This is a genomic window from Paenibacillus sp. URB8-2, from assembly GCF_013393385.1.
Classification (GTDB): domain Bacteria; phylum Bacillota; class Bacilli; order Paenibacillales; family Paenibacillaceae; genus Paenibacillus_AQ.
On record NZ_AP023239.1, the window covers coordinates 5,384,058 to 5,402,113 of the forward strand.

Sequence of the window (18,056 nt, forward strand, 5' to 3'; positions counted from 1 at the left end):
TGCCTTTAGTTGCATTAGCGTCTTTCGTCCTGTCCGGGCCGGAATACGCGTTTTGTGATGAATGAGTGCTGTACCGTTAGACGACAGCCACTTCCACATCCCTGAATCCTTTAAAATCCTACCCCTAACAAGCCCCTTATGCAACAAACAGCGAAGAAATCTTGTCAAAACTACGACCCGGCCTTTTTGTACCGTTCAAGTTTTGTTATAAGCCCCGCCCCTTGTACCATTGCCCGTCAAAAGAAAGGTTCAGCGCCTGTCCCAATAAAGTGCCGAATTGTATGAATTCTCTTCCCCTTGCGGTGATCAGATTTCCGTCCTGGACCAAAGGTTCCTCGGAATAATTCTCCGGTTCAAAAACGCCCGTCTTCTGTCGATTTTCCTCCGTCATACCGACCGTATATTTCTTTCCTTGCAGAAGTCCCGCCTTCGCCAGCAGAAACGGTGAACTGGAAATACTCGCAATGAGAGAAGCTTTGCTCCCTGTTCTCCGTATAAACTCAATTAAATCCGCCTCATTCTGCAATGCCAGTATATCCATACATCCCGTTAGCAAAAGGCTGTCTATTTCCGCTTGGTTGAATTGGGCAATTGTCGTATCAGGAATACATATTAGTCCCGCCTCTCCCCTGACCGGCTGATCATTCAAACCTACGGTTACTACGGGCTTCTTCCCTTGCATAAGAATGGACAATGCGACAGTCATTTCGTACTCGCTAAATTGGGGATACAATAATACTGCCGTTTTTTTCATAGACTTCCCCCGCCCGCCTCGATATAAATTTCAGTAATTATATGGTAAATCAGACTTGTTCAAGTGTATCACATGCTGCCTTCGCTAGAAACAGACATCCTCGCCCTCTCACAATCTCTTCAAACGGCATTAAGGCTTTAGACACAAAAATATAAGCCCTTCTCTTCCCGCCTGTTCAGTGGGATGAGGGGCTTAGCGGAACGAATTATATCCGGACGTCGAACCGTCCTTCGCTGTCCGTCGTTGCCATACTGGCCGCGGCGCTGGAAGTTCCGCCGGAACTGGCCGCCGATGTGTACAATTTGCTGGTGGCGCCGGATACGGAAGATATATTCATAGGTACTCCCGACGGTCTGAATGTTTCCTGAAAGCAAGCGGCCCGGCGAAGCGTTTAATCCGGAATGCGCGAAACTTTATCTGCCATTCGACCGTCTTTATCATTGGATTTATTTTCCATAATAAGGAGTGGTAAGCAGGATGAGAAAACGTTGGGCATTAATGGTTCTATGTACTGCAATCCTCATTTCGGGTACAGGGTTTGCAGATTCATCCGTAAAGCGGATGGAGTTGTCAAAAACACCGATAGATTATAGCCCCGTACGGCCCGCAAGTGACGGACAATTCCATGATGGCTTACTTTTCGCCGAACAATCGGATGGCACTCTTGCCTACTACAACACCAAAGGGCAAGAAGCCTTTATTCTGCCTGACAACATTAAACCATTGAGCGATTTCTTCGAGCAGCGGGCACTGGTGATAAACAAGACGACCAAGCGAATAGGATACATCAACACAAAAGGCGCATTAGCGGTTCCTTGCAAGTATGCGGACGGGGGATATTTCTCGGAGGGTGTGGCTCATGTGTCCATTCCCGATTCGGATAAACAGCTTATAATCGACCGGTCGGGAAAAATGGGGCATGTCTTCCTAAAGAAATACGACTCCGACTTTTATTTCACCGGCGAATTGGCCATTCCTTATCAATACACCCGTGGACGCGGGTTTTCCGAAGGATTAGCCCTTGTCCAAAACAGTAAAGGGAAATACGGGTATATTGATGCAGCAGGCAAAACGGTTATTCCTTTTAAGTACGAAGACGGGGGCGATTTCTCCGAAGGGATGGCGGCTGTGAAGAACACCGAGGGGAGATGGGGATATATCCATACAAGCGGGAAGACTGCTATTCCTTTTAAATATAAGAGTGCCGGCAACTTCAGTGAGGGATTAGCCATTACGTATAATCGAAGTGGAAAGGTTGGATTTATCGATAAAAATGGCAAATTAATTATTGCTTATCAGCAATACAATAGAGCATTTGATTTTAAAGAAGGCTTGGCCTTGGTTGGAATTACATCCGATTCCAATTCGGGCGGCAAATTTGGCTTTATGGACCGCCAAGGCAAATTGCTTACCGCGCTTGTATATCAGGTGGAATCTTCTTCTTTTAATGGCGGAGCAGCAGTCGGCTTTAAGGGTTTTGGCAAGGGTGACATCCTAACCAAGCGTTCTACTTCAAAGTAGAAGGTTCACCCGGCAGAAAGGAATAGCTGATTAGTAATCTTTAAAAATAGCCGCGGCATCACGCCGCGGCTTAACGCATTTTTATGAGCTTCAGTTCTTATAACTCCGCATTTTCACTTTCGGCTTTTGCAAGATGACGCGCCGAGGTCCCTTTTTGCTCCACCGCTTTCCTTACCCGCCCGCTAATCAGCGTAATGCTCAGCAGAATGACCGCCAAACCGGCCACCGTATTCAGATAGACCGATTCATGCAGAAAAATCACTCCCCACAGCAATCCGAACACCGGGACGAGAAAGGTTACGCTCACTGTTTTGACCGCGCCGACACTTGCGATCAGCCGAAAATAAAGAAGGTAGGCAAAGGCGGTGCATAACAGCGAAAGGCCGAGCACCGACAGCACCGCCGCCATAGTGGGCCGCTCCGGCGGCGGAAATACTGCGGCGAGCGGCAGCAGCAAGACTGCCGCACCGAGCTGCTGGCCGATAGCGAGCGTCAGCGGCGGCACTCCCTTGCCGACCCGGGCCGCGTACAATCCCCCGAATCCATAGGCCAGTGCGGCGCCAAGCGAGAACAATACGGAGGTCAGCATCGTCTTGTCCATCGGCTCCGGGCTCCAGCCGACCAGAACTCCAACGCCGCCCAGCCCCAAAATAAGTCCCGCCGCCCGGGTCAAGCCGGGCCTCTCCCCGCCGGTGCCCCAAGCCGCCAGGGCGGCAAAGATCGGCGTGGTCGCATTCAGGATGGCGGCCAGGGAAGCGCTCAGATGCAGCTCCGCCGCGCAGATGAGCGAGAACGGCAGCGCGGCGTTCAGCCCGCCCAGCAGGAGAAACGGCTTCCAGTGCCTGAGGAGCCCGATTGTGCTGCGCGTAAGTGCGGCGTACAGCAGCAGGGCGCCGGCCGCGACGGCGACTCTAAGCTCGGTCGTAACGACCGGGCCGAAGATCGGCGAGGCGATGCGCATAAACAGAAAAGAGGCTCCCCAGATGAGGGCCAGAAGCAGCAGCGCGGACAAATCTTTTCTGCTCATTCCATCCGCCCCTCTCTTCTCGCCAGCAGGCTGTACGACAGAACGGAGCAGATGCCTGCGCCCGCGATCACCATTCCCATCGGCAGCGCCGTTTCTCCACCTCCCAAGCCGACAAGCGGGGACACCAGCCCGCCCATCAGCAGCGGAAGCAGTCCAAGCATCGCGGAGGCGCTCCCCGCATTCTCTCCCTGATCCTGCATCGCCAGCGAAAAGGTGGTCGTCCCCACGAGCCCCACGCTGGATACGACAGCGAACAGCGCAATCAGCAGCAGCGCGAGCCCACCTTCGGTCAAGATCGAATACAGCAGGAGCAGGCCGCCCAGTGAGCTTTGAAAGAGCCCCCATACAAGCACGCCTCTCTCCCCCAGCCGGCCCGATAAACGTCCGGCGACTTGCCCGGTAATGATGATGCCGAGGCCGTTGACGGCAAAGATGAGACTGTACATTTGCGGAGATACGCCGAAAATATTTTGCAGTACGAAAGATGATCCCGAAATATAGGCGAACATCGCCCCGAAGACAAAGCTTTGCGACAGGACATAACCCATAAACCCAGGATTGCGCAGCAGCTTCCTAAAGGTCGTCAGTGTTTCCTTAAGTCCTCCCTTGGAACGGCGCTCCGGCGGCAGGGTCTCCGGCAGACGCAGCCAGATGGTCAGGCAAAAAATAACGCCAGCCGCGAACAGCACGAAAAAAACGCCCTGCCAAGTCGTAAACCGCAGCAGCTGGCCGCCGATCACCGGCGCCGCGATCGGCCCGAGGCCGTTGACGATCATTAAAAGGGCAAAAAAACGGGTCAGCTCGGAACCCGAATAGAGATCGCGGACGGCGGCGCGCGATATGACGACTCCCACCGAGCCGGACAGTCCCTGGATCAGGCGCATCACCACCAAAAAACCGATGGATGGGCTGAATGCGCAGAGCAGCGAGGACAGAGCGTATACGGACATGCCGATCATCAGCGGGCGGCGGCGTCCGTAAACATCGCTCAGCGGCCCCGCAAGCAGCTGCCCGAGCGCCAGTCCGATCAGGAAGCAGCTCAGGCTGAGCTGAACGAGCGCGGGCGAAGTGTTAAACGATCTTCCCAGTCCGGGAAGTGCGGGCAGATACATGTCAATCGACAGCGGGCCGATGGTGGCGACTGCGCCCAGAATAGCAGCCAACTGAAGTCTCAGCTTCCGGGAAGACCGGATGTCGGCCGGTTCAAGCCTGCTTACTTTAGAGGTTATATCCATTGTTCTACCTTTCCGTTGCAACCGCATGCTGCTGTTTTTTGTGTCTCTTCATAGTAAACGAAGGAGGCTGAAAAGTTCAATGCCAAGTATCATTCTTAAGCCCGGGCTGCTTCGCATCCGCCGAGATGATCCCCGGCCATTCAGCATATCTTAAGGTCCTGCTTTTATAATGAGGCCAGCATTCGAATGAGAGGAGAGAAGCAATGAACTTGCTCAAAAATCATAAATGGATCGCCGGCCTGACCCTGGCGCTGCTGATATCTCTGGGCGTCTGCATATATTCTCTGGCAAAAGTGAGCGGCAGCGGAGCCTCCGCCGATACCAGTTCCGGCATGCAGTGGCGCGGCGGCGAAGGAGCCCCATTCCGCAGCGGCGAGAGAGGCGCGTTCCCGGGGAGCCGGAACGGGACGCTGCCCCTCGGGCGGCAGAACGCGACGGACGGCGGTTCTGCGGGGGCAGGCGCAGGCGGCGCAACGGACGGCAGCAGCGGGGCCAGTGCAGCCGCAGGTTCCGGGAGCGATGCGGCGGGCGAGGCACAGAGCGCCGCAGACGGCAGTAGCGGGGCCAGTGCGGCCGCAGGCTCCGGGAGCGATGCGGCGGGCGCTGCGCAGAACGCGCCGGGCGGAACCGCGCCCGGCTTCGGCCAAGGCGCAGCTGCCGGTTCCAGATTCGCACGCCCTTCCGGAATGAACGGCGGCGGTGGATTCGGCGGAGGCGGATTCGGAAGCGACGGCCAGTACGGAACGGCGCTGGCCGTATACGCTGCGCTGTTCGCAGGGCTGCTGGCGGCGGCCTTCTATTATGCGAAGGCCGGCAAGCTGCGCATTAACGAGAGCCGCAGAGGGCTCGTCGTCGGCCTGCTACTTGCTGCGGGCCTGTGCCTGAAGCTTGCCGCCGCCCCCTGGATTTCCGGATACCGGGGCGACATCCGCTTTTTTACAACCTGGGCGCAGGCTGCGGCAAAAGGCCTCGGCACTTTTTACGACACCAGCTCCAGCGATTATCCGCCGCTGTACATGTACATCCTGTACGCCACCGGCAAAATCGTGACGCTGCCCCAGATCGAGCCCTATTTCCTGACGCTGATCAAGCTTCCTTCCATTATCGCCGATGCGGTTACCGCAGGTCTGCTGTATAAGGCGGCAAGCCGCTATCTCAGATTCGAGACGGCCTTCTTGATCGCCGGATTTTACATGTTCAACCCGGCAGTGCTCATCAACGCCACGTTCTGGGGGCAGGTCGATTCCTTTTTCACGATGATCGTAGTCGCGTCCGTGTTGGCGATGACCCGTCAGAAGCTCGGCTGGGCGGCCTTTTTCCTGACCCTCTCGATTCTGATGAAGCCGCAGGGCATCATCTATACGCCGGTGCTGCTGATCGCGCTTCTCCGGACGGGCAAGCCGTGGCCTTGGCTGAAAGCGGCGGTGATTGCCGCCGTGACAACCGTTATTGCCGCGCTGCCCTTCTCTTCGGGCAAGAGTCCGCTGTGGCTCTATCAGCTGTACAGCGGCACAGTGAACGAGTACCCTTACGCTTCGGTGAACGCCTTTAACCTGTTCGGGCTGCTCGGGGCCAATTACGAGGATTCTTCGTCTACGCTCCTGCTCTTCAGCTACCATATTTGGGGCCTGATCTTTATATTCGCCGCTACGCTGCTGTCGGGCTGGTATTACTTGCGCAGCCGCAGCGCCCCATTCGCTTCCCTGTCCGCCCTGCTCCTGATATCGGGTGTATTCACCTTCTCATCAAGCATGCATGAGCGATACCTGTTCCCGGCGGCAGCGCTGGCGCTATTGGCCTACGTCTATTTCAAAGACAGACGCCTTCTTTGGATGTCCTTCGGCTACAGCGCCACCATCTTCCTCAATACGTATGCCGTCTACTACGGCTACGCGAGCCGCGACGGCCATGTCGGCTTCCTGCTGTTCTTCTCGGCGCTGCTCAACATTGCCATGTGCATCCTGCTCGTCAAAGTGATGCAGGACCGGTCGCGGCGGCAGACCCAGGCGAATCAAGCGCAGGCCCTCCTTCAGGAGCCGCTGTAACCTCGCCCCCGGCCGGGTCCTGCTAACGCAAAGCAGCGGCGCTCCCCGAGACGAATATTTGACGTCCCGGGACCGCCGCTGCTTTTTTGTGCTGAAATCATTCCGCCGCGCCCGTGCCGTTGTCCCGCTCTCCGTCCGGTTAAATAAATCCGCCGTTCACGCGCACGGTCTGTCCCGTCACCCATTGGGATTCCGGACCGGCCAGGAACATTACAACCTTCGAAATATCCTCCGGCTCAGCCAAGCGTCCGAATGAATTGGCACTGCCCACCGCCTTGATCTGTTCCTCCGTCTTTCCTACAGTAAAGAGCTCCGTGTTCACCGGACCGGGCGCAACCGCATTAATGGTAATCCCTTTCGGTCCGAGCTCTTTAGCGAGCTGACGGGTAAACTGCTCCACGGCTCCCTTCGTTCCGGCATAGGTGCTGTAAGCCGGGAACATCTGGCCCGTCACCGATGTAGAGAAGTTAATAATGCGTCCGTTCTCCTTCATGTGCAGCGCGGCCTGTTGGATAGCAAAAAACGTCCCTTTGACATTAATCGCAAACTGCTTGTCGAAGTCTTCTTCCGTAGTACTCAAGAGAGGTTTGGTGATCATGACGCCCGCGTTGTTAACGAGGATGTCCACCTGCCCGTAGACGTCCAGCGTCTTCTTGAACAAGCTCTCAACCTCGGCAACCTTGCTGATGTCCGCTTGAATCGCCACCGCTTCCCCGCCACTTTGCTTGATTCCGGCTACCACTTCCTCGGCCTTTGCAGGGCTGCTCGCGTAATTGACGACAACCTTTGCCCCGTGCGATGCCAGCTCCTCCGCGATTTTTTGTCCTATTCCGCGCGATGCGCCCGTTACCAAAGCTACTTTGCCTGCAAGATTCTTTTCCATTATATATCCCATCCTTTTTTGTAATGTTTATTAACTTCCTTGCTTCATCCAAAAATCAATCGATTACTGCAAAACGGCCGGTTTCAACAGCTCCTCCAAACCAATGCGATGCACGAATTCAATGCGCAGCTTCTCCGACAGCTCCGTCACTTCGGCCGCGCCGTCATTCACGAAATCGATGACCGAACGTGCAGGGCGGGTTCCAGCCGGCAGGCTGACGATTCGGGCCACTTCGTCCGCGACCGCTTGCGGATCCGCGTCAGGCGGAGTCAAGGCACTCAAGCGATCCCCCACCTCGTCAAGCAGGTAGTTAATGCGGTCATAAGCTGCCGAGGTCTTCTCGTCCTGAGGATGGCCCGCGCTTGGAAAATGGGACGTCCCTTGCGTAAAGGCGCCGGGTACGACAAATGACGTTTCGATGCCGAACTTAGCAACTTCGTAAGCCATGGTCTGGGCCAGGGAGTCCATAGCGGCTTTGGCGGCTACATAAGGTCCGAGGAACGGAGGGAAGCCGCCGCGTACGGTCGTGCTGCTGATCCAGAGCAGCAGGCCGGATTGCTGCGCCCTCATGTACGGCAGCGCCGCCCGGTTAACCCTCTGCGTACCCAGGACATTCGTATCGAACACCTTGACCATTTCCTCCGGCGAGAAAGCTTCGGCAACTCCGACGACCAAGTGGCCGGCATTGTGCATCACAACGTCCAGTTGTCCGTGCTCCTCAATGATTGTCTGCACCGCGCGATCCGCGGATTCCTGCGAAAGCACGTCCAGCTCCACGGCCTTAATCTTGTAGCCGTTCACTGCGGCGTATTCATGAAGGGCTGTCGCTTTCGAAGCATTGCGCCCCTCTACGTCGCGCATGCTGGCGTATACGGTATGACCGGCTACGGCGAGCGTACGAGCGGATAAGTTTCCGATTCCGGTACCTGCGCCCGTTACGAGCACAACGCTCTTTTTGCTTTGATTCATATTTAACATCTCCTTTTGGGGGTTGGCTCGGGTTGTGCCTTATCGTCCAAAATCTCGTTTGCGTGTTCTTGTTGTTCTTGATGACTCGATTATAGAATGACACAAAACAGATGTCAACTAACAAAATTGTATATTTGTCATTTATTTATCCAGATGCCGTCTGAAGCCTCTCACAGCCACAAATCCCGGTATTGGTGTAACCCTTGGAGTGGATCGTCTTTAAGCTGCCCAAAGCTCGGCATCCGTTGCCAAACGCCTTCCTCACCCCAATAACGAAAAAATACGCCTCTTAGAAACTAACATCAGGATAACCTGACCTGTTTCTAAAAGGCGCATTCTACTTAAGCCCGGAAAGAAGCAATTGCCATACCGTATTGAAGTCTTCGTCGATTCTCTCCGATGCCCACTCATGGGCATGGGAAGGATGATGGAATATCAATGTTGCCAGAAATACGGCCCTTGAAACGGAATCGGCCGAACCCGGCTTGAACTCGCCCGTCCGCATGCCGCGTTCGATGATTAATGCAATTTGCTTCATCAGACGATCGATATGCATCGTGATCATGTCGCCTGATGCCAGCGTAACATCTCCATACATGACAAACATTTCGGCATCATCTACCGCAAACATCCGCTTCTTCTTTATGAGCGTCTCCAGCCACAGTCGCAATTGCTCCTCAGCGCTCCCTTCGGATGTGTTTGCAACCTTCTCCAAAGGCTCGGCAATGCTCTTGTCCAGCCATCTCTCCGTAACGCTCTCCCGCAGAGCGGCTTTACTCGCGAAATGCCGATACAGCGTTCCGTGACTGACCTGGAGAAATTTAGCTATATCCGTAACGGAGGTTTTATCCGGTCCATACCGACGCAGCACCTGTTCAGCGGCATCCAAAATCATGTCTTTCGTCAATGGCAAATCATTTGTCATAGTGTGTAAAAAGAGCAATCGTTCTCCGTATTTGTAGGCTCATAGATTGACCGCTCATTATTCCCCCCTTATGTTACCCCATCATAGCATAAGGAATAGATAAAACAAATATCAATACATCGATTTTGTCATTGATATCGCAAAAGAACGCAGGAACGGCATTGCAGCCCGTGATCCTGCGTTCTTTTATATTATTAACGGGACGGAGCGGCGCCGGATTCGTCCCGGAGTTGTCTAAGGCAATTGCCCGGCGCATCCTTAGCAGCTTTGGCGGTCCAGCCAATCCTTCGCCGCCTCCGCTTCGGCGGCGCTCAGCCGGTGTCCCTGGTTGCCCCATTGCACGGTCACGTCCGCACCTGCGCCGGACAGCAGTTCCTCAAGCTCCTCGGTCTCCGCTTTCGAAATGAGCGGATCGTTAACCCCTGCACCGATGAAGACGGATACGCCGCTTAAGGATGGCGGGGTAAGCCCGCGCAGCGGAACCATCGGATGCAGCAGCACCGCGGAAGAAAAAAGGTTTCCGTAATGCAGCAGCAGACTTCCCGCGATATTGGCTCCATTGGAATAGCCGACGGCCGTAAGCCGGGCCGGATCGAAACCGTATTTTGCCGCCGCCTCATCCAGAAAGGCTTTCACCTCATGTGTACGAGCGATCAGATCGGCTTCGTCGAATACCCCTTCCGACAAGCGCCGGAAGAAACGGGGCATCCCGTTCTCCAGCACATTGCCGCGTATTCCGAGCAGGGAAGAGCCCGGTGAGAGCATTTCGGCGAGCGGCAGCAGATCATGCTCGTTGCCGCCCGTCCCGTGAAACAGTACCAGCGTCGGCTTGTTCGGGTCGGAACCTTGCCGGAAAATATGAATCATTTCGTCTTCACCTCAATTTCCCGTACTTGAAATGGAGCCAGATTGCTCTCAATCTCCGCCCGGTGCGGCTCATACCATGCCGGGAGCATCAGCTTTTCGCCCAGGTGATCCTGATCTTCATCGTTCGCAAAGCCTGGAGGATCAGTTGCAATCTCGAACAGGATGCCGCCCTCTTCACGGAAGTAGATGGCGTTGAAGTAATTCCGGTCCTGCACCGGAGTCACATGAAAGCCCCGGCTCTGTACGAATTCTCTCCACTCCAGCTGCTCCGCATCGTCCTTGGCGCGCCATGCGATATGATGCACCGTACCGCTTCCCCCCGCGCCAAAAGGCAGCGGGTCGGTCTTGATATCGATAATGTTGCCGTACGGTCCCTCCGCTCTGAAGCGCACATAACCGTCTCCCTCGGCTACTCTTTCAAAGCCGAGCGTATGGACCAGCGTATCTTCCGTGCTCGCCGGATTTATGCTGTACAGCACTGCTCCGCCAAATCCCTTAATGGCATGCTCTACCGGAATTCCGCCGAACGACCAAGCACTTAAAGGCCCTTCTTCCCGCTCAACCAGTTCGACCCGCAGGCCGTCATAATCAGCCAGGGAAAGATAGGTCTCCCCGATGCGATGAACGGTGGTATAGGAGATGCCGTAGGTGTTCAGCCGTTCTTCCCAGAATCCAAGCGAACCGGCAGGCACTGCATAGGTCGTCACGCCGACCATGCCGCTGCCGATTCTACCTTTCCGCCCTATAGGCGAAGGAAAGAACGTGATGATCGTGCCCGGTGTGCCGCTTTCATTGCCAAAGTACAGGTGATAGACCTCCGGCGCGTCGAAATTGACTGTTTTTTTCACAAGCCGCAAACCAAGAATGCCTGCATAAAAGTCCGCGTTCCGCTGAGCGTCCTGAACGAACGCTGTAATATGGTGAATACCTGCAGTTTGAAGTGTCATAATAATCATTCTCCTCTCGGTATTAGAAATTAGAAGGTCAATCGGATTAGAACAACAGATGATCCAGTGAAATGGAGCCTGGTCCCGCCAGCGCGACACCCGCCGCCACAACAAGCAACGTCAATGGATATTCATAACCGTTTGCAGTTGCCCAGAAACCATTGGACAAATGTACCTTCATCGCTCCGGCCATGGCCAATATCAGCATCACGGCCCCAACCGGTGTGAACAGCCCTGCCGCGAATAACAATCCGCCTCCAAGCTCAAGAATTCCAGCCAGCACCGCCATTGCCACACCCGGCTTAATGCCTACCGACTCCATCCAGCCGCCTGTTCCCTTCGGGCCGTAGCCCCCGAACCATCCGAACAGCTTCTGCGCTCCATGACCGATAAAAGCAACACCGATAAACAAACGAATCAACAACAATCCTACACTAATCATTTTTAAACCTCTCCATTCTCTTGTGTTTAATAATCTTTACTTTAAGATTTTAGGCAAAAAATTGCGGGCCTCCCGGCAATCATGCTAGGAACCGGCCCCTTTTCCCAGCAGCTTCAACCATTCGGTCGCCTGCTCCTTCTCCTCCGTGTTCAGTCCGCCCATCATCCCGTGAAGCATCGATACATGCTTCGGAAAAATTTCGTCGAACAGCTTCCGGCCCTCTTCGGTAATCTCCGCGTACGTCACGCGGCGGTCCTCGCTGCAGGGAACGCGCTTCAGCAGCCCCTTCTTCTCCAGCTTGTCGATGTTATAGGTGATGCTTCCGCTCGTGACCAGAATCTTCTCTCCGATCTGCTGCAGCGGAATGCGGGTTCTGTGATAGAGCACCTCAAGCACCATAAACTCGGCGGAGGACAGCCCGTAGGTCTTCATATCCTTGACCGCCCGGTCCATCAGACTCCGGTAAGCTTTGGACAGGACGACGAACAGCTTCAGCGACGCCGCTTCATCCCTACCGCATACATCTCCGGCTACGATCAGTTCCTCTTTCGGTCCGCTCATTTCCATCACCTCCATCTTAGTTGACGTATCTTTAAGTTGATTATCTTTAAGTTAAGATAAATATACATCTTTAATTTTAGTTTGTCAACACTTCTGCAAAAATAAACCTGCGGCATTTTATCCGCTCGCCCTGTGGAAATTGACCTGATCTGCAAAAGGGCGTATCCTGTTCTTTGCAATATAAGATTGTATACGCCGCAGGACAGGCCCATTAAGCAAGGCATAGCCATTTCTTCTTGCTGAAAAAATCTTTCTAAAAAAAATCTTTCTATATAAGGAGGGCTGCGCTATGACTTCCCGCTTGAACCCCGGCCATGCCGAAGATCAAGTTCATAAGGAGCAGGAACAGGCATCCCTCGGCGTCCTGATCGTCACGGCCGTGGACGCCGAGGCGGAAGCCGTCCGGCGCGGCCTCGGCGGCGCGGCCGGCTTCACCGTCATTGCCGCGGGCGCGGGCCCCGCCGCAAGCGCGGCCGGGACCGCCGCGGCCCTTGCGGCCGGCTCCTACGGCTGCGTCGTCAGCGCCGGGATCGGCGGCGGCTTCCCCGGCAGGGCGGCGCTCGGCTCGCTGGTCGTTGCCAGCGAGCTGATCTTCGCCGACCTCGGGGCCGAGACGCCGGAGGGCTTCCGCAGCGCAGCCGAGCTCGGCTTCGGCCGCGTCGGATACCCGGCTGACTCAGGCCGGGTACAGCGGCTCGCCGCCGGGCTTGCGGCGGCGGGGCTTGCCGTGAGCACGGGACCGGTGCTCACAGTTTCGACGGCGACCGGTTCCGCGGAGACGGCCGCCGCTCTTGCGGCGCGCGTGCCCGGCGCGGCCGCCGAAGCCATGGAAGGCTGCGGGGTCGCCGCAGCCGCCCTGGCGCGGAATCTCCCGGTGCTGGAGATTCGCGCGATCTCGAACCCGGTCGGTCCCCGCGACCGGGCGGCCTGGCGCATCGGCGAGGCGCTGGAAGCGCTCGCCGCCGCCGGGCCCATACTATCGGAGGTGCTGAAATGACCGCAGAACTGAACATTGCTTATTCGCCTTGCCCCAACGATACGTTTGTCTTTCATGCTTGGGCGCATGGCCTTATACCCGGCGCCCCGAAGCTCAATGTCACCTACGCCGACATTGACGTTACGAACGGTCTCGCCGCCGAAGGGACAGGCCCCGAAATCCTCAAAATCTCCTACGCCGCCCTGCCCTGGGTGCTGGACCGGTACGCGCTGCTGCCCTGCGGCGGCGCACTTGGCCGCGGCTGTGGGACCGCTCCTGCTGACCAAGGGGGCCCGCAGGATGCGAAGAGCCCGGCTGCGCTGTCTGGCCGCCGGGTCGCTGTGCCGAGCGAGCGTTCCACCGCCTATCTGCTGTTCCGGTTGTGGGCGGCGAACCATGTCCCCGGAGGCGTCGGCGAAATCGTCGTCATGCCTTTCAACGAAATTATGCCCGCTGTGCAGGCCGGGAAGATTGACGCCGGACTCGTCATCCACGAGGCCCGGTTCACCTATACTTCATATGGGCTGCATATGCTGGTCGACCTCGGGAACTGGTGGGAGAGCGACACGGGACTTCCTATTCCGCTCGGGGCGATTGTCGCCCGCCGTGATCTGCTGGACAAGGACACCATCAGCGGGTGGATTCGCGGCTCGCTCCGGCACGCCTGGGACAACCCTGCGGCTTCGCGGAAATATGTTCTGGGGCACGCCCAAGAGCTGTCGCCGCAGGTGGCCAAATCGCACATCGATCTCTACGTGAACGACTTTACTATGGATCTGGGCGACAGCGGCTATGCCGCCATTTCATCCCTGCTGGGCAGGGCGGCGGCCGAAGGCCTCGTTCCCCCGATAGATCCCGCGCTGCTGCGTTAATTGTTGCTGCAGCCCCAAACCTAAGTTAATCCCCGGGAATGCTTCCTGTCTGAAGCGCTCCCGGGGATTTTTTGCACAAAATTCTGTAAGCTCTTTCTTTTAAAATTGGTTCCTCCGTTCTTGAATGCAGAGCAAATTGGTGTCTTCAAGCAAATGGCTTGGAAAGTTCATCGACTATTTTTCAGCCGTCAAAAACACCGCGTCACTTACTGCGGTTTCCGTCATAAACTGGTATAATATCCATCAAAATACTTGGTAAACGGAGAGTGAACCCATGATTCCCGAAGGAAACCGCCTATCCAATATTGTACGCTTTACGGGCTTTCAGAACGAGTACGACCGTTACCGTCCCGAAGCGCCCAAGCTCGTGACCGAACTGCTTACGGGCTATTTAAAGCGCAGGCCCTCCCTAGTGGTGGATCTCGGCTGCGGCACCGGACTGTCTACCTTTTTATGGCGGACGGCCGCCGATGCCGTCATCGGTATTGAGCCGGGCGATGATATGCGCGGGAAGGCGCTGGAGAAGTGGGAAGCTCTCGGCAGTCCGGACAGCATTTCGTTCATCCCGGGATATTCCAATGCGCTTGGCCTGCCGCCCGGGAGCGCCGAAATCGTGACCTGCTCCCAGTCGTTCCACTGGATGGAGCCTTCAAGCACACTGAAGGAAGCTGCGCGGGTGCTGAGACCGGGCGGGATCTTCGCCGCCTACGACTGCGACTGGCCACCAGTGCTCGAACCGTCGATTGAAACCCTCTACCACGAACTGATCGAACAGTCCGAAGCGATTATCGAGCACCGGATACCGGACGGGGAGCGGGCTGTCAAATGGAACAAGGATGAGCATCTTCGCCGAATTAAGGAAAGCGGGGAGTTTACCTTCGCCCGCGAAATTGTCTTCCATAACATCGAGCGCTGCGACGCAGAGCGGTATGTTGGCCTTACGCTCAGCCAAGGCGGCGTCCAGACCGTGCTCAGGCTCGGCGGAGGCGAGCTCGATGAGAGAATTGCCGTCTACCGGGAAGAGGTAGAGCGTTATTTTAACGGCCGCACATTGGAGACGCTGTTCGGCTACCGCATGAAACTCGGGATCAAGTAAGAACTTAGGCTGTAAACATAAAGCCTCCAAAAACGCGACATCGTGTTCCGGAGGCTTTGCTGCGCACAGACGTCGTTATTTCCAGCTGCGTTCATGTTCGTAATGTTGTAAAAACTGCCTCGCTCCCCTCTGTCTCCAGGGTGTTATAATGAAAATATCTGAAAACCTTATATTTTTTCTAAAATTTTTCGAAAAGAGATGACAAAACATGAACGAGGGGCTGCAGGAGCGCCTTGAAAAATACGGTTTTTCGCTTTATATGATACGGGTTACGCTCGCAGCCTCGCTTTCCTGGATGGCTGTTCACGCCATGTACGGCAACGAGTTTTCGTATTTCGCGCCGCTGGCTGCCATTCTGATTACTCAGGGCAGTGTCAAGGCTTCGCTGGAGAAGGGGCTGTGCCGGCTGCTCGGCATTGTTCTCGGCGGATCGGTCAGTCTGATGATCGGCCACTTTTTCAATGTCGGCCCGCTGTCCATCCTGCTGATTCTGCTGATCGGCCTCGGCGTGGCGACCGCCTGCCGGATCAACTTTCAGGCCATTACACAGGTAGGCGTCACTTCGGTACTGGCGCTGACCTTTATCCAGGATCATTATGTAATGTTTAGAGCCACCGAGACGCTGATTGGCGTGGCCTTCGCTCTGCTCTTCAATATGATTATTGTGCCGCCCAAGGGCTTCGTCAACGTTAAGGGTACAGCCTTCGCCGGCACCCTGCTGCTTGCCGACGGACTGAGCGGGCTCGCGCCGGGACGGGATGAGAAAGGCCAGGCTGAAGCTTTGAAGCGGGCCGGACAGCTGCTTAAGGAGAGCTCGCAGAAGCAAAGCGAGCTGCTCTATACTCTGTCCCATGTTCCCTGCCGGAATGATTTGTCCGTAATGAAGCAGTCGATCGCCCATTTACAAACCATGCATGACTATGTGAAAGAAATTGCAACCGAGCTGCGGCTTCTGCCGCCGCATTACGCCTCCGCCGATTGGATGAAGCAGACGCTGACCGCCACGTCCGACTGCATCGCCATCTTCGGGGCCAAGGCTTTGTCGGATACGGAATGCCACAGCTCGCTTCCTGAAACCCTGCGCCGCGCTCGTGAGCTTCAGCTCGCCAGCTTCGCCGAACTTCAGGGGAGCTGCCCATTGACCGCCATCCGCGATCTCGGCGCCGTCTTCTCGCACCTGAACCGGCTGCTGGATGAAGTGGAGCGAGCCGACCACGCCGTCTGCTCCGCCGCTCCGCAGCGTGCACGGGCTCATGCAAGCCGCGCCGTGCGCTTAGTGAAAAAGGGACTCTCCCACAAGCTTTAAGCTTGGGAGCGTCCCTTTTTCACACCCTGTATACTTCGCCATTCATTACCCCTCGTAAACCGGCCGCTCCAGATCGAAGATCCGTCCAACCGCGCTATACGACGATCCGGCCAGGCGGCTGACCGGCTTCAGCTTGCCGATGTCGATCCGGCCGTTATGAATAAGGTCGTCCCGCACATAGAAGCTCAGCACCTCGCCGATAATAACATCAAATTTCCCCAGCTCCACATACTGCGCAAGGCGGCATTCCATCGCAACCGGACTTTCCTGCACCCGCGGCACCGCCACCGTGCTGCCGGGAACGGCAGTCAGTCCCGCAAGCTCCAGCTCACTGATATGCGCAGGCGCACTGATGGACGTGTGATTGATCGCCTCAATGTTATCCTCGTCCGTGATATGGACGACAAACTCCTGATTCGCCAGAATATTGCGCGCCGTATCCTTCAGCGTGCCGTCCGCATGCCGTCCGCAGGAGAACATGAGCATCGGCGGATCATTGTTCACAATGTTGAAATAGCTGAATGGAGCCGCGTTGACGACCCCCTCCGCACCCACCGAGGTGACAAACGCAATGGGTCTCGGGACCACGCTGCCGATCAGCAGCTTGTAATTGTCATGGGCCGTCTGTTCGTTCATTTTAAAAATCATAGTTCCCCTCCTCCAAGGCTCTGATTTCTGTCACTACAGACGCCGGGCTGCGCCGGAACCGGACATTGACCAGCACGATGCTGATGACGACCAGAATCAGACCTATCACCAGATTAACCGTTATTTCCTCATTTAAAAAGAGGACGCTCGAACCGATGGAGACGAGCGGGATCAGAAAAGTATAGGAACCGACCTTCCCGGCCTCCCCCTCGTTGATCAGCTTAAAATAGACAAGCCAGCCCAGCGCGATTACAAAAACGGCAATGAACAGGGTGGCAGCAATAAAAGCGGCGTTCCAGGTTATCGTCTCCCACGGTTCAGCAGCACAGCCGGCTGCAAGCAGAATGAAACCACCGATCGTAATCTGCATGGCTGTCATCCACAGCGTATCGACCCGATCCGCATTCTTCTTGATGTATACCGTCCCCAGAGCCCAGCACAGCGCGCTGGCCAGCGCCAGAAGGATGCCCCGCACGGAAATGCTGCCCGTTAGCCCGCCGGCGCTTAGGCAAGCGACGCCCAGAAATCCGAGAGCGAGCCCCACTATTTTTTGCCCGTACATCTCTTCCCCAAGCCACATCCACGAAAAAACTCCTAGCAGCACCGGCTGAAGAAATACAATCGCCGAGAACAGCCCCGCCGGAACATACTGCAGGCCAATCGTCTGGGTGCCGTAATACAGCACGATACTTAATATGGCCGAACCCAGATAGACCGGCCACAGTGCTTTGAACCGCAGCTGCCGCACTTTGGGCAGCGCGATCAGAATCAGCAGCACACCGCCGATTACGGTGCGGATACCGGAGAACAGCAGCGGCGGCGCGTAAGCTAGCGCGATTTTGGATAGAGGCCAGTTAATGCCCCAGACGAACACGAGAAAAGCTAATAATAGAACAGCAGATTTTTGCCGTGTCATACGGTACTCCCCTTGTTTTTAATTCTTTCCTAATGATACAATACTTCCATGCATAAATGAAATGAA

19 protein-coding genes are annotated in these 18,056 nt (G+C 55.9%); 6 read left to right on the plus strand and 13 right to left on the minus strand.

The window, feature by feature from the left end; translation table 11 throughout:
- Nucleotides 1-205 precede the first annotated feature (205 nt).
- Both PUR_RS24860 and PUR_RS26345 read right to left on the minus strand, forming a co-directional pair.
- Nucleotides 206-754 carry a DJ-1/PfpI family protein gene (locus tag PUR_RS24860; RefSeq protein WP_179037524.1) on the minus strand — a complete coding sequence of 183 codons (549 nt, stop codon included), beginning with the start codon at nt 752-754 and terminating at the stop codon, nt 206-208.
- Nucleotides 755-959: 205 nt separating this feature from the next.
- Nucleotides 960-1,091: a hypothetical protein gene (locus tag PUR_RS26345; protein WP_269474687.1), complete on the minus strand. Its 132-nt coding sequence runs from the start codon at nt 1,089-1,091 to the stop codon at nt 960-962.
- 140 nt (nt 1,092-1,231) lie between these two features.
- Between PUR_RS26345 and PUR_RS24865 the strand changes: the two genes are divergently transcribed.
- Nucleotides 1,232-2,275 carry a WG repeat-containing protein gene (locus tag PUR_RS24865; RefSeq protein WP_179037525.1) on the plus strand — a complete coding sequence of 348 codons (1,044 nt, stop codon included), beginning with the start codon at nt 1,232-1,234 and terminating at the stop codon, nt 2,273-2,275.
- Between the two features lie 97 nt (nt 2,276-2,372).
- On the opposite strand, the gene PUR_RS24870 is transcribed toward PUR_RS24865, so the two are convergent.
- Both PUR_RS24870 and PUR_RS24875 read right to left on the minus strand, forming a co-directional pair.
- Nucleotides 2,373-3,302 carry a DMT family transporter gene (locus PUR_RS24870; RefSeq protein ID WP_179037526.1) on the minus strand — a complete coding sequence of 310 codons (930 nt, stop codon included), beginning with the start codon at nt 3,300-3,302 and terminating at the stop codon, nt 2,373-2,375.
- The gene (locus tag PUR_RS24875; protein ID WP_179037527.1) at nt 3,299-4,537 is read right to left on the minus strand and encodes a multidrug effflux MFS transporter; all 1,239 of its coding nucleotides are present in this window, start codon (nt 4,535-4,537) and stop codon (nt 3,299-3,301) included. Before PUR_RS24875 ends, PUR_RS24870 begins: the two co-directional genes overlap by 4 nt.
- A gap of 203 nt (nt 4,538-4,740) precedes the next feature.
- On the opposite strand from PUR_RS24875, the gene PUR_RS24880 reads away from it, so the two are divergent.
- A complete protein-coding gene (locus tag PUR_RS24880; RefSeq protein WP_179037528.1) occupies nt 4,741-6,582 on the plus strand; it encodes a glycosyltransferase family 39 protein in 1,842 nt (613 codons plus the stop codon).
- A gap of 139 nt (nt 6,583-6,721) precedes the next feature.
- On the opposite strand, the gene PUR_RS24885 is transcribed toward PUR_RS24880, so the two are convergent.
- The 7 genes from PUR_RS24885 to PUR_RS24915 form a co-directional block, all read right to left on the minus strand.
- Nucleotides 6,722-7,465 (minus strand): SDR family oxidoreductase, encoded by a 744-nt coding sequence (locus PUR_RS24885; protein WP_179037529.1) that lies wholly within the window; start codon nt 7,463-7,465, stop codon nt 6,722-6,724.
- A gap of 63 nt (nt 7,466-7,528) precedes the next feature.
- Nucleotides 7,529-8,434, minus strand: coding sequence for an SDR family oxidoreductase (locus PUR_RS24890; protein WP_179037530.1), 906 nt, complete (start codon nt 8,432-8,434; stop codon nt 7,529-7,531).
- Between the two features lie 337 nt (nt 8,435-8,771).
- The gene (locus tag PUR_RS24895; RefSeq protein WP_232101637.1) at nt 8,772-9,341 is read right to left on the minus strand and encodes a TetR/AcrR family transcriptional regulator; all 570 of its coding nucleotides are present in this window, start codon (nt 9,339-9,341) and stop codon (nt 8,772-8,774) included.
- Nucleotides 9,342-9,617: 276 nt separating this feature from the next.
- Nucleotides 9,618-10,226: an alpha/beta hydrolase gene (locus PUR_RS24900; protein WP_179037532.1), complete on the minus strand. Its 609-nt coding sequence runs from the start codon at nt 10,224-10,226 to the stop codon at nt 9,618-9,620.
- Nucleotides 10,223-11,173, minus strand: coding sequence for a ring-cleaving dioxygenase (locus PUR_RS24905; protein ID WP_179037533.1), 951 nt, complete (start codon nt 11,171-11,173; stop codon nt 10,223-10,225). The genes PUR_RS24900 and PUR_RS24905 overlap by 4 nt, the downstream gene beginning before the upstream one ends.
- A gap of 46 nt (nt 11,174-11,219) precedes the next feature.
- The gene (locus PUR_RS24910) at nt 11,220-11,615 is read right to left on the minus strand and encodes a DoxX family protein (RefSeq protein WP_025700743.1); all 396 of its coding nucleotides are present in this window, start codon (nt 11,613-11,615) and stop codon (nt 11,220-11,222) included.
- Between the two features lie 84 nt (nt 11,616-11,699).
- Nucleotides 11,700-12,176, minus strand: a complete 477-nt coding sequence (locus PUR_RS24915; RefSeq protein ID WP_179037534.1) for a MarR family winged helix-turn-helix transcriptional regulator — start codon at nt 12,174-12,176, stop codon at nt 11,700-11,702.
- A gap of 289 nt (nt 12,177-12,465) precedes the next feature.
- Between PUR_RS24915 and PUR_RS24920 the strand changes: the two genes are divergently transcribed.
- The 4 genes from PUR_RS24920 (at nt 12,466) to PUR_RS24935 (ending at nt 16,426) form a co-directional block, all read left to right on the plus strand.
- Nucleotides 12,466-13,173 carry a futalosine hydrolase gene (locus PUR_RS24920; RefSeq protein ID WP_179037535.1) on the plus strand — a complete coding sequence of 236 codons (708 nt, stop codon included), beginning with the start codon at nt 12,466-12,468 and terminating at the stop codon, nt 13,171-13,173.
- An 8-nt stretch (nt 13,174-13,181) separates the two neighbouring features.
- The gene (locus tag PUR_RS24925; RefSeq protein ID WP_179038067.1) at nt 13,182-14,024 is read left to right on the plus strand and encodes a 1,4-dihydroxy-6-naphtoate synthase; all 843 of its coding nucleotides are present in this window, start codon (nt 13,182-13,184) and stop codon (nt 14,022-14,024) included.
- Between the two features lie 274 nt (nt 14,025-14,298).
- Nucleotides 14,299-15,120 carry a class I SAM-dependent methyltransferase gene (locus PUR_RS24930; RefSeq protein WP_179037536.1) on the plus strand — a complete coding sequence of 274 codons (822 nt, stop codon included), beginning with the start codon at nt 14,299-14,301 and terminating at the stop codon, nt 15,118-15,120.
- A gap of 208 nt (nt 15,121-15,328) precedes the next feature.
- Complete coding sequence (locus PUR_RS24935; RefSeq protein WP_179037537.1) at nt 15,329-16,426, plus strand: FUSC family protein; 1,098 nt, start codon at nt 15,329-15,331, stop codon at nt 16,424-16,426.
- 45 nt (nt 16,427-16,471) lie between these two features.
- Here the strand turns inward: PUR_RS24935 and PUR_RS24940 are convergent, their stop codons facing one another.
- Both PUR_RS24940 and PUR_RS24945 read right to left on the minus strand, forming a co-directional pair.
- On the minus strand, nt 16,472-17,074 hold the full coding sequence (locus PUR_RS24940; protein ID WP_179037538.1) for a flavin reductase family protein: 603 nt from the start codon (nt 17,072-17,074) through the stop codon (nt 16,472-16,474).
- Nucleotides 17,064-17,990, minus strand: a complete 927-nt coding sequence (locus PUR_RS24945) for a DMT family transporter (protein ID WP_179037539.1) — start codon at nt 17,988-17,990, stop codon at nt 17,064-17,066. The genes PUR_RS24940 and PUR_RS24945 overlap by 11 nt, the downstream gene beginning before the upstream one ends.
- Between the last annotated feature and the right edge of the window lie 66 nt (nt 17,991-18,056).

Excerpts from the sequence above, each read along its gene's own strand:
- PUR_RS24930 (WP_179037536.1), top strand. The coding sequence starts at position 14,299 with ATGATTCCCGAAGGAAACCGCCTATCCAATATTGTACGCTTTACGGGC.
- PUR_RS24870 (WP_179037526.1), bottom strand. The coding sequence starts at position 3,302 with ATGAGCAGAAAAGATTTGTCCGCGCTGCTGCTTCTGGCCCTCATCTGG.
- PUR_RS24900 (WP_179037532.1), bottom strand. The coding sequence starts at position 10,226 with ATGATTCATATTTTCCGGCAAGGTTCCGACCCGAACAAGCCGACGCTG.
- PUR_RS24860 (WP_179037524.1), bottom strand. The coding sequence starts at position 754 with ATGAAAAAAACGGCAGTATTATTGTATCCCCAATTTAGCGAGTACGAA.
- PUR_RS24920 (WP_179037535.1), top strand. The coding sequence starts at position 12,466 with ATGACTTCCCGCTTGAACCCCGGCCATGCCGAAGATCAAGTTCATAAG.
- PUR_RS24910 (WP_025700743.1), bottom strand. The coding sequence starts at position 11,615 with ATGATTAGTGTAGGATTGTTGTTGATTCGTTTGTTTATCGGTGTTGCT.
- PUR_RS24915 (WP_179037534.1), bottom strand. The coding sequence starts at position 12,176 with ATGAGCGGACCGAAAGAGGAACTGATCGTAGCCGGAGATGTATGCGGT.
- PUR_RS24935 (WP_179037537.1), top strand. The coding sequence starts at position 15,329 with ATGAACGAGGGGCTGCAGGAGCGCCTTGAAAAATACGGTTTTTCGCTT.
- PUR_RS24885 (WP_179037529.1), bottom strand. The coding sequence starts at position 7,465 with ATGGAAAAGAATCTTGCAGGCAAAGTAGCTTTGGTAACGGGCGCATCG.
- PUR_RS24940 (WP_179037538.1), bottom strand. The coding sequence starts at position 17,074 with ATGATTTTTAAAATGAACGAACAGACGGCCCATGACAATTACAAGCTG.
- PUR_RS24890 (WP_179037530.1), bottom strand. The coding sequence starts at position 8,434 with ATGAATCAAAGCAAAAAGAGCGTTGTGCTCGTAACGGGCGCAGGTACC.
- PUR_RS24945 (WP_179037539.1), bottom strand. The coding sequence starts at position 17,990 with ATGACACGGCAAAAATCTGCTGTTCTATTATTAGCTTTTCTCGTGTTC.
- PUR_RS24875 (WP_179037527.1), bottom strand. The coding sequence starts at position 4,537 with ATGGATATAACCTCTAAAGTAAGCAGGCTTGAACCGGCCGACATCCGG.
- PUR_RS24865 (WP_179037525.1), top strand. The coding sequence starts at position 1,232 with ATGAGAAAACGTTGGGCATTAATGGTTCTATGTACTGCAATCCTCATT.
- PUR_RS24905 (WP_179037533.1), bottom strand. The coding sequence starts at position 11,173 with ATGACACTTCAAACTGCAGGTATTCACCATATTACAGCGTTCGTTCAG.
- PUR_RS24880 (WP_179037528.1), top strand. The coding sequence starts at position 4,741 with ATGAACTTGCTCAAAAATCATAAATGGATCGCCGGCCTGACCCTGGCG.
- PUR_RS26345 (WP_269474687.1), bottom strand. The coding sequence starts at position 1,091 with ATGAATATATCTTCCGTATCCGGCGCCACCAGCAAATTGTACACATCG.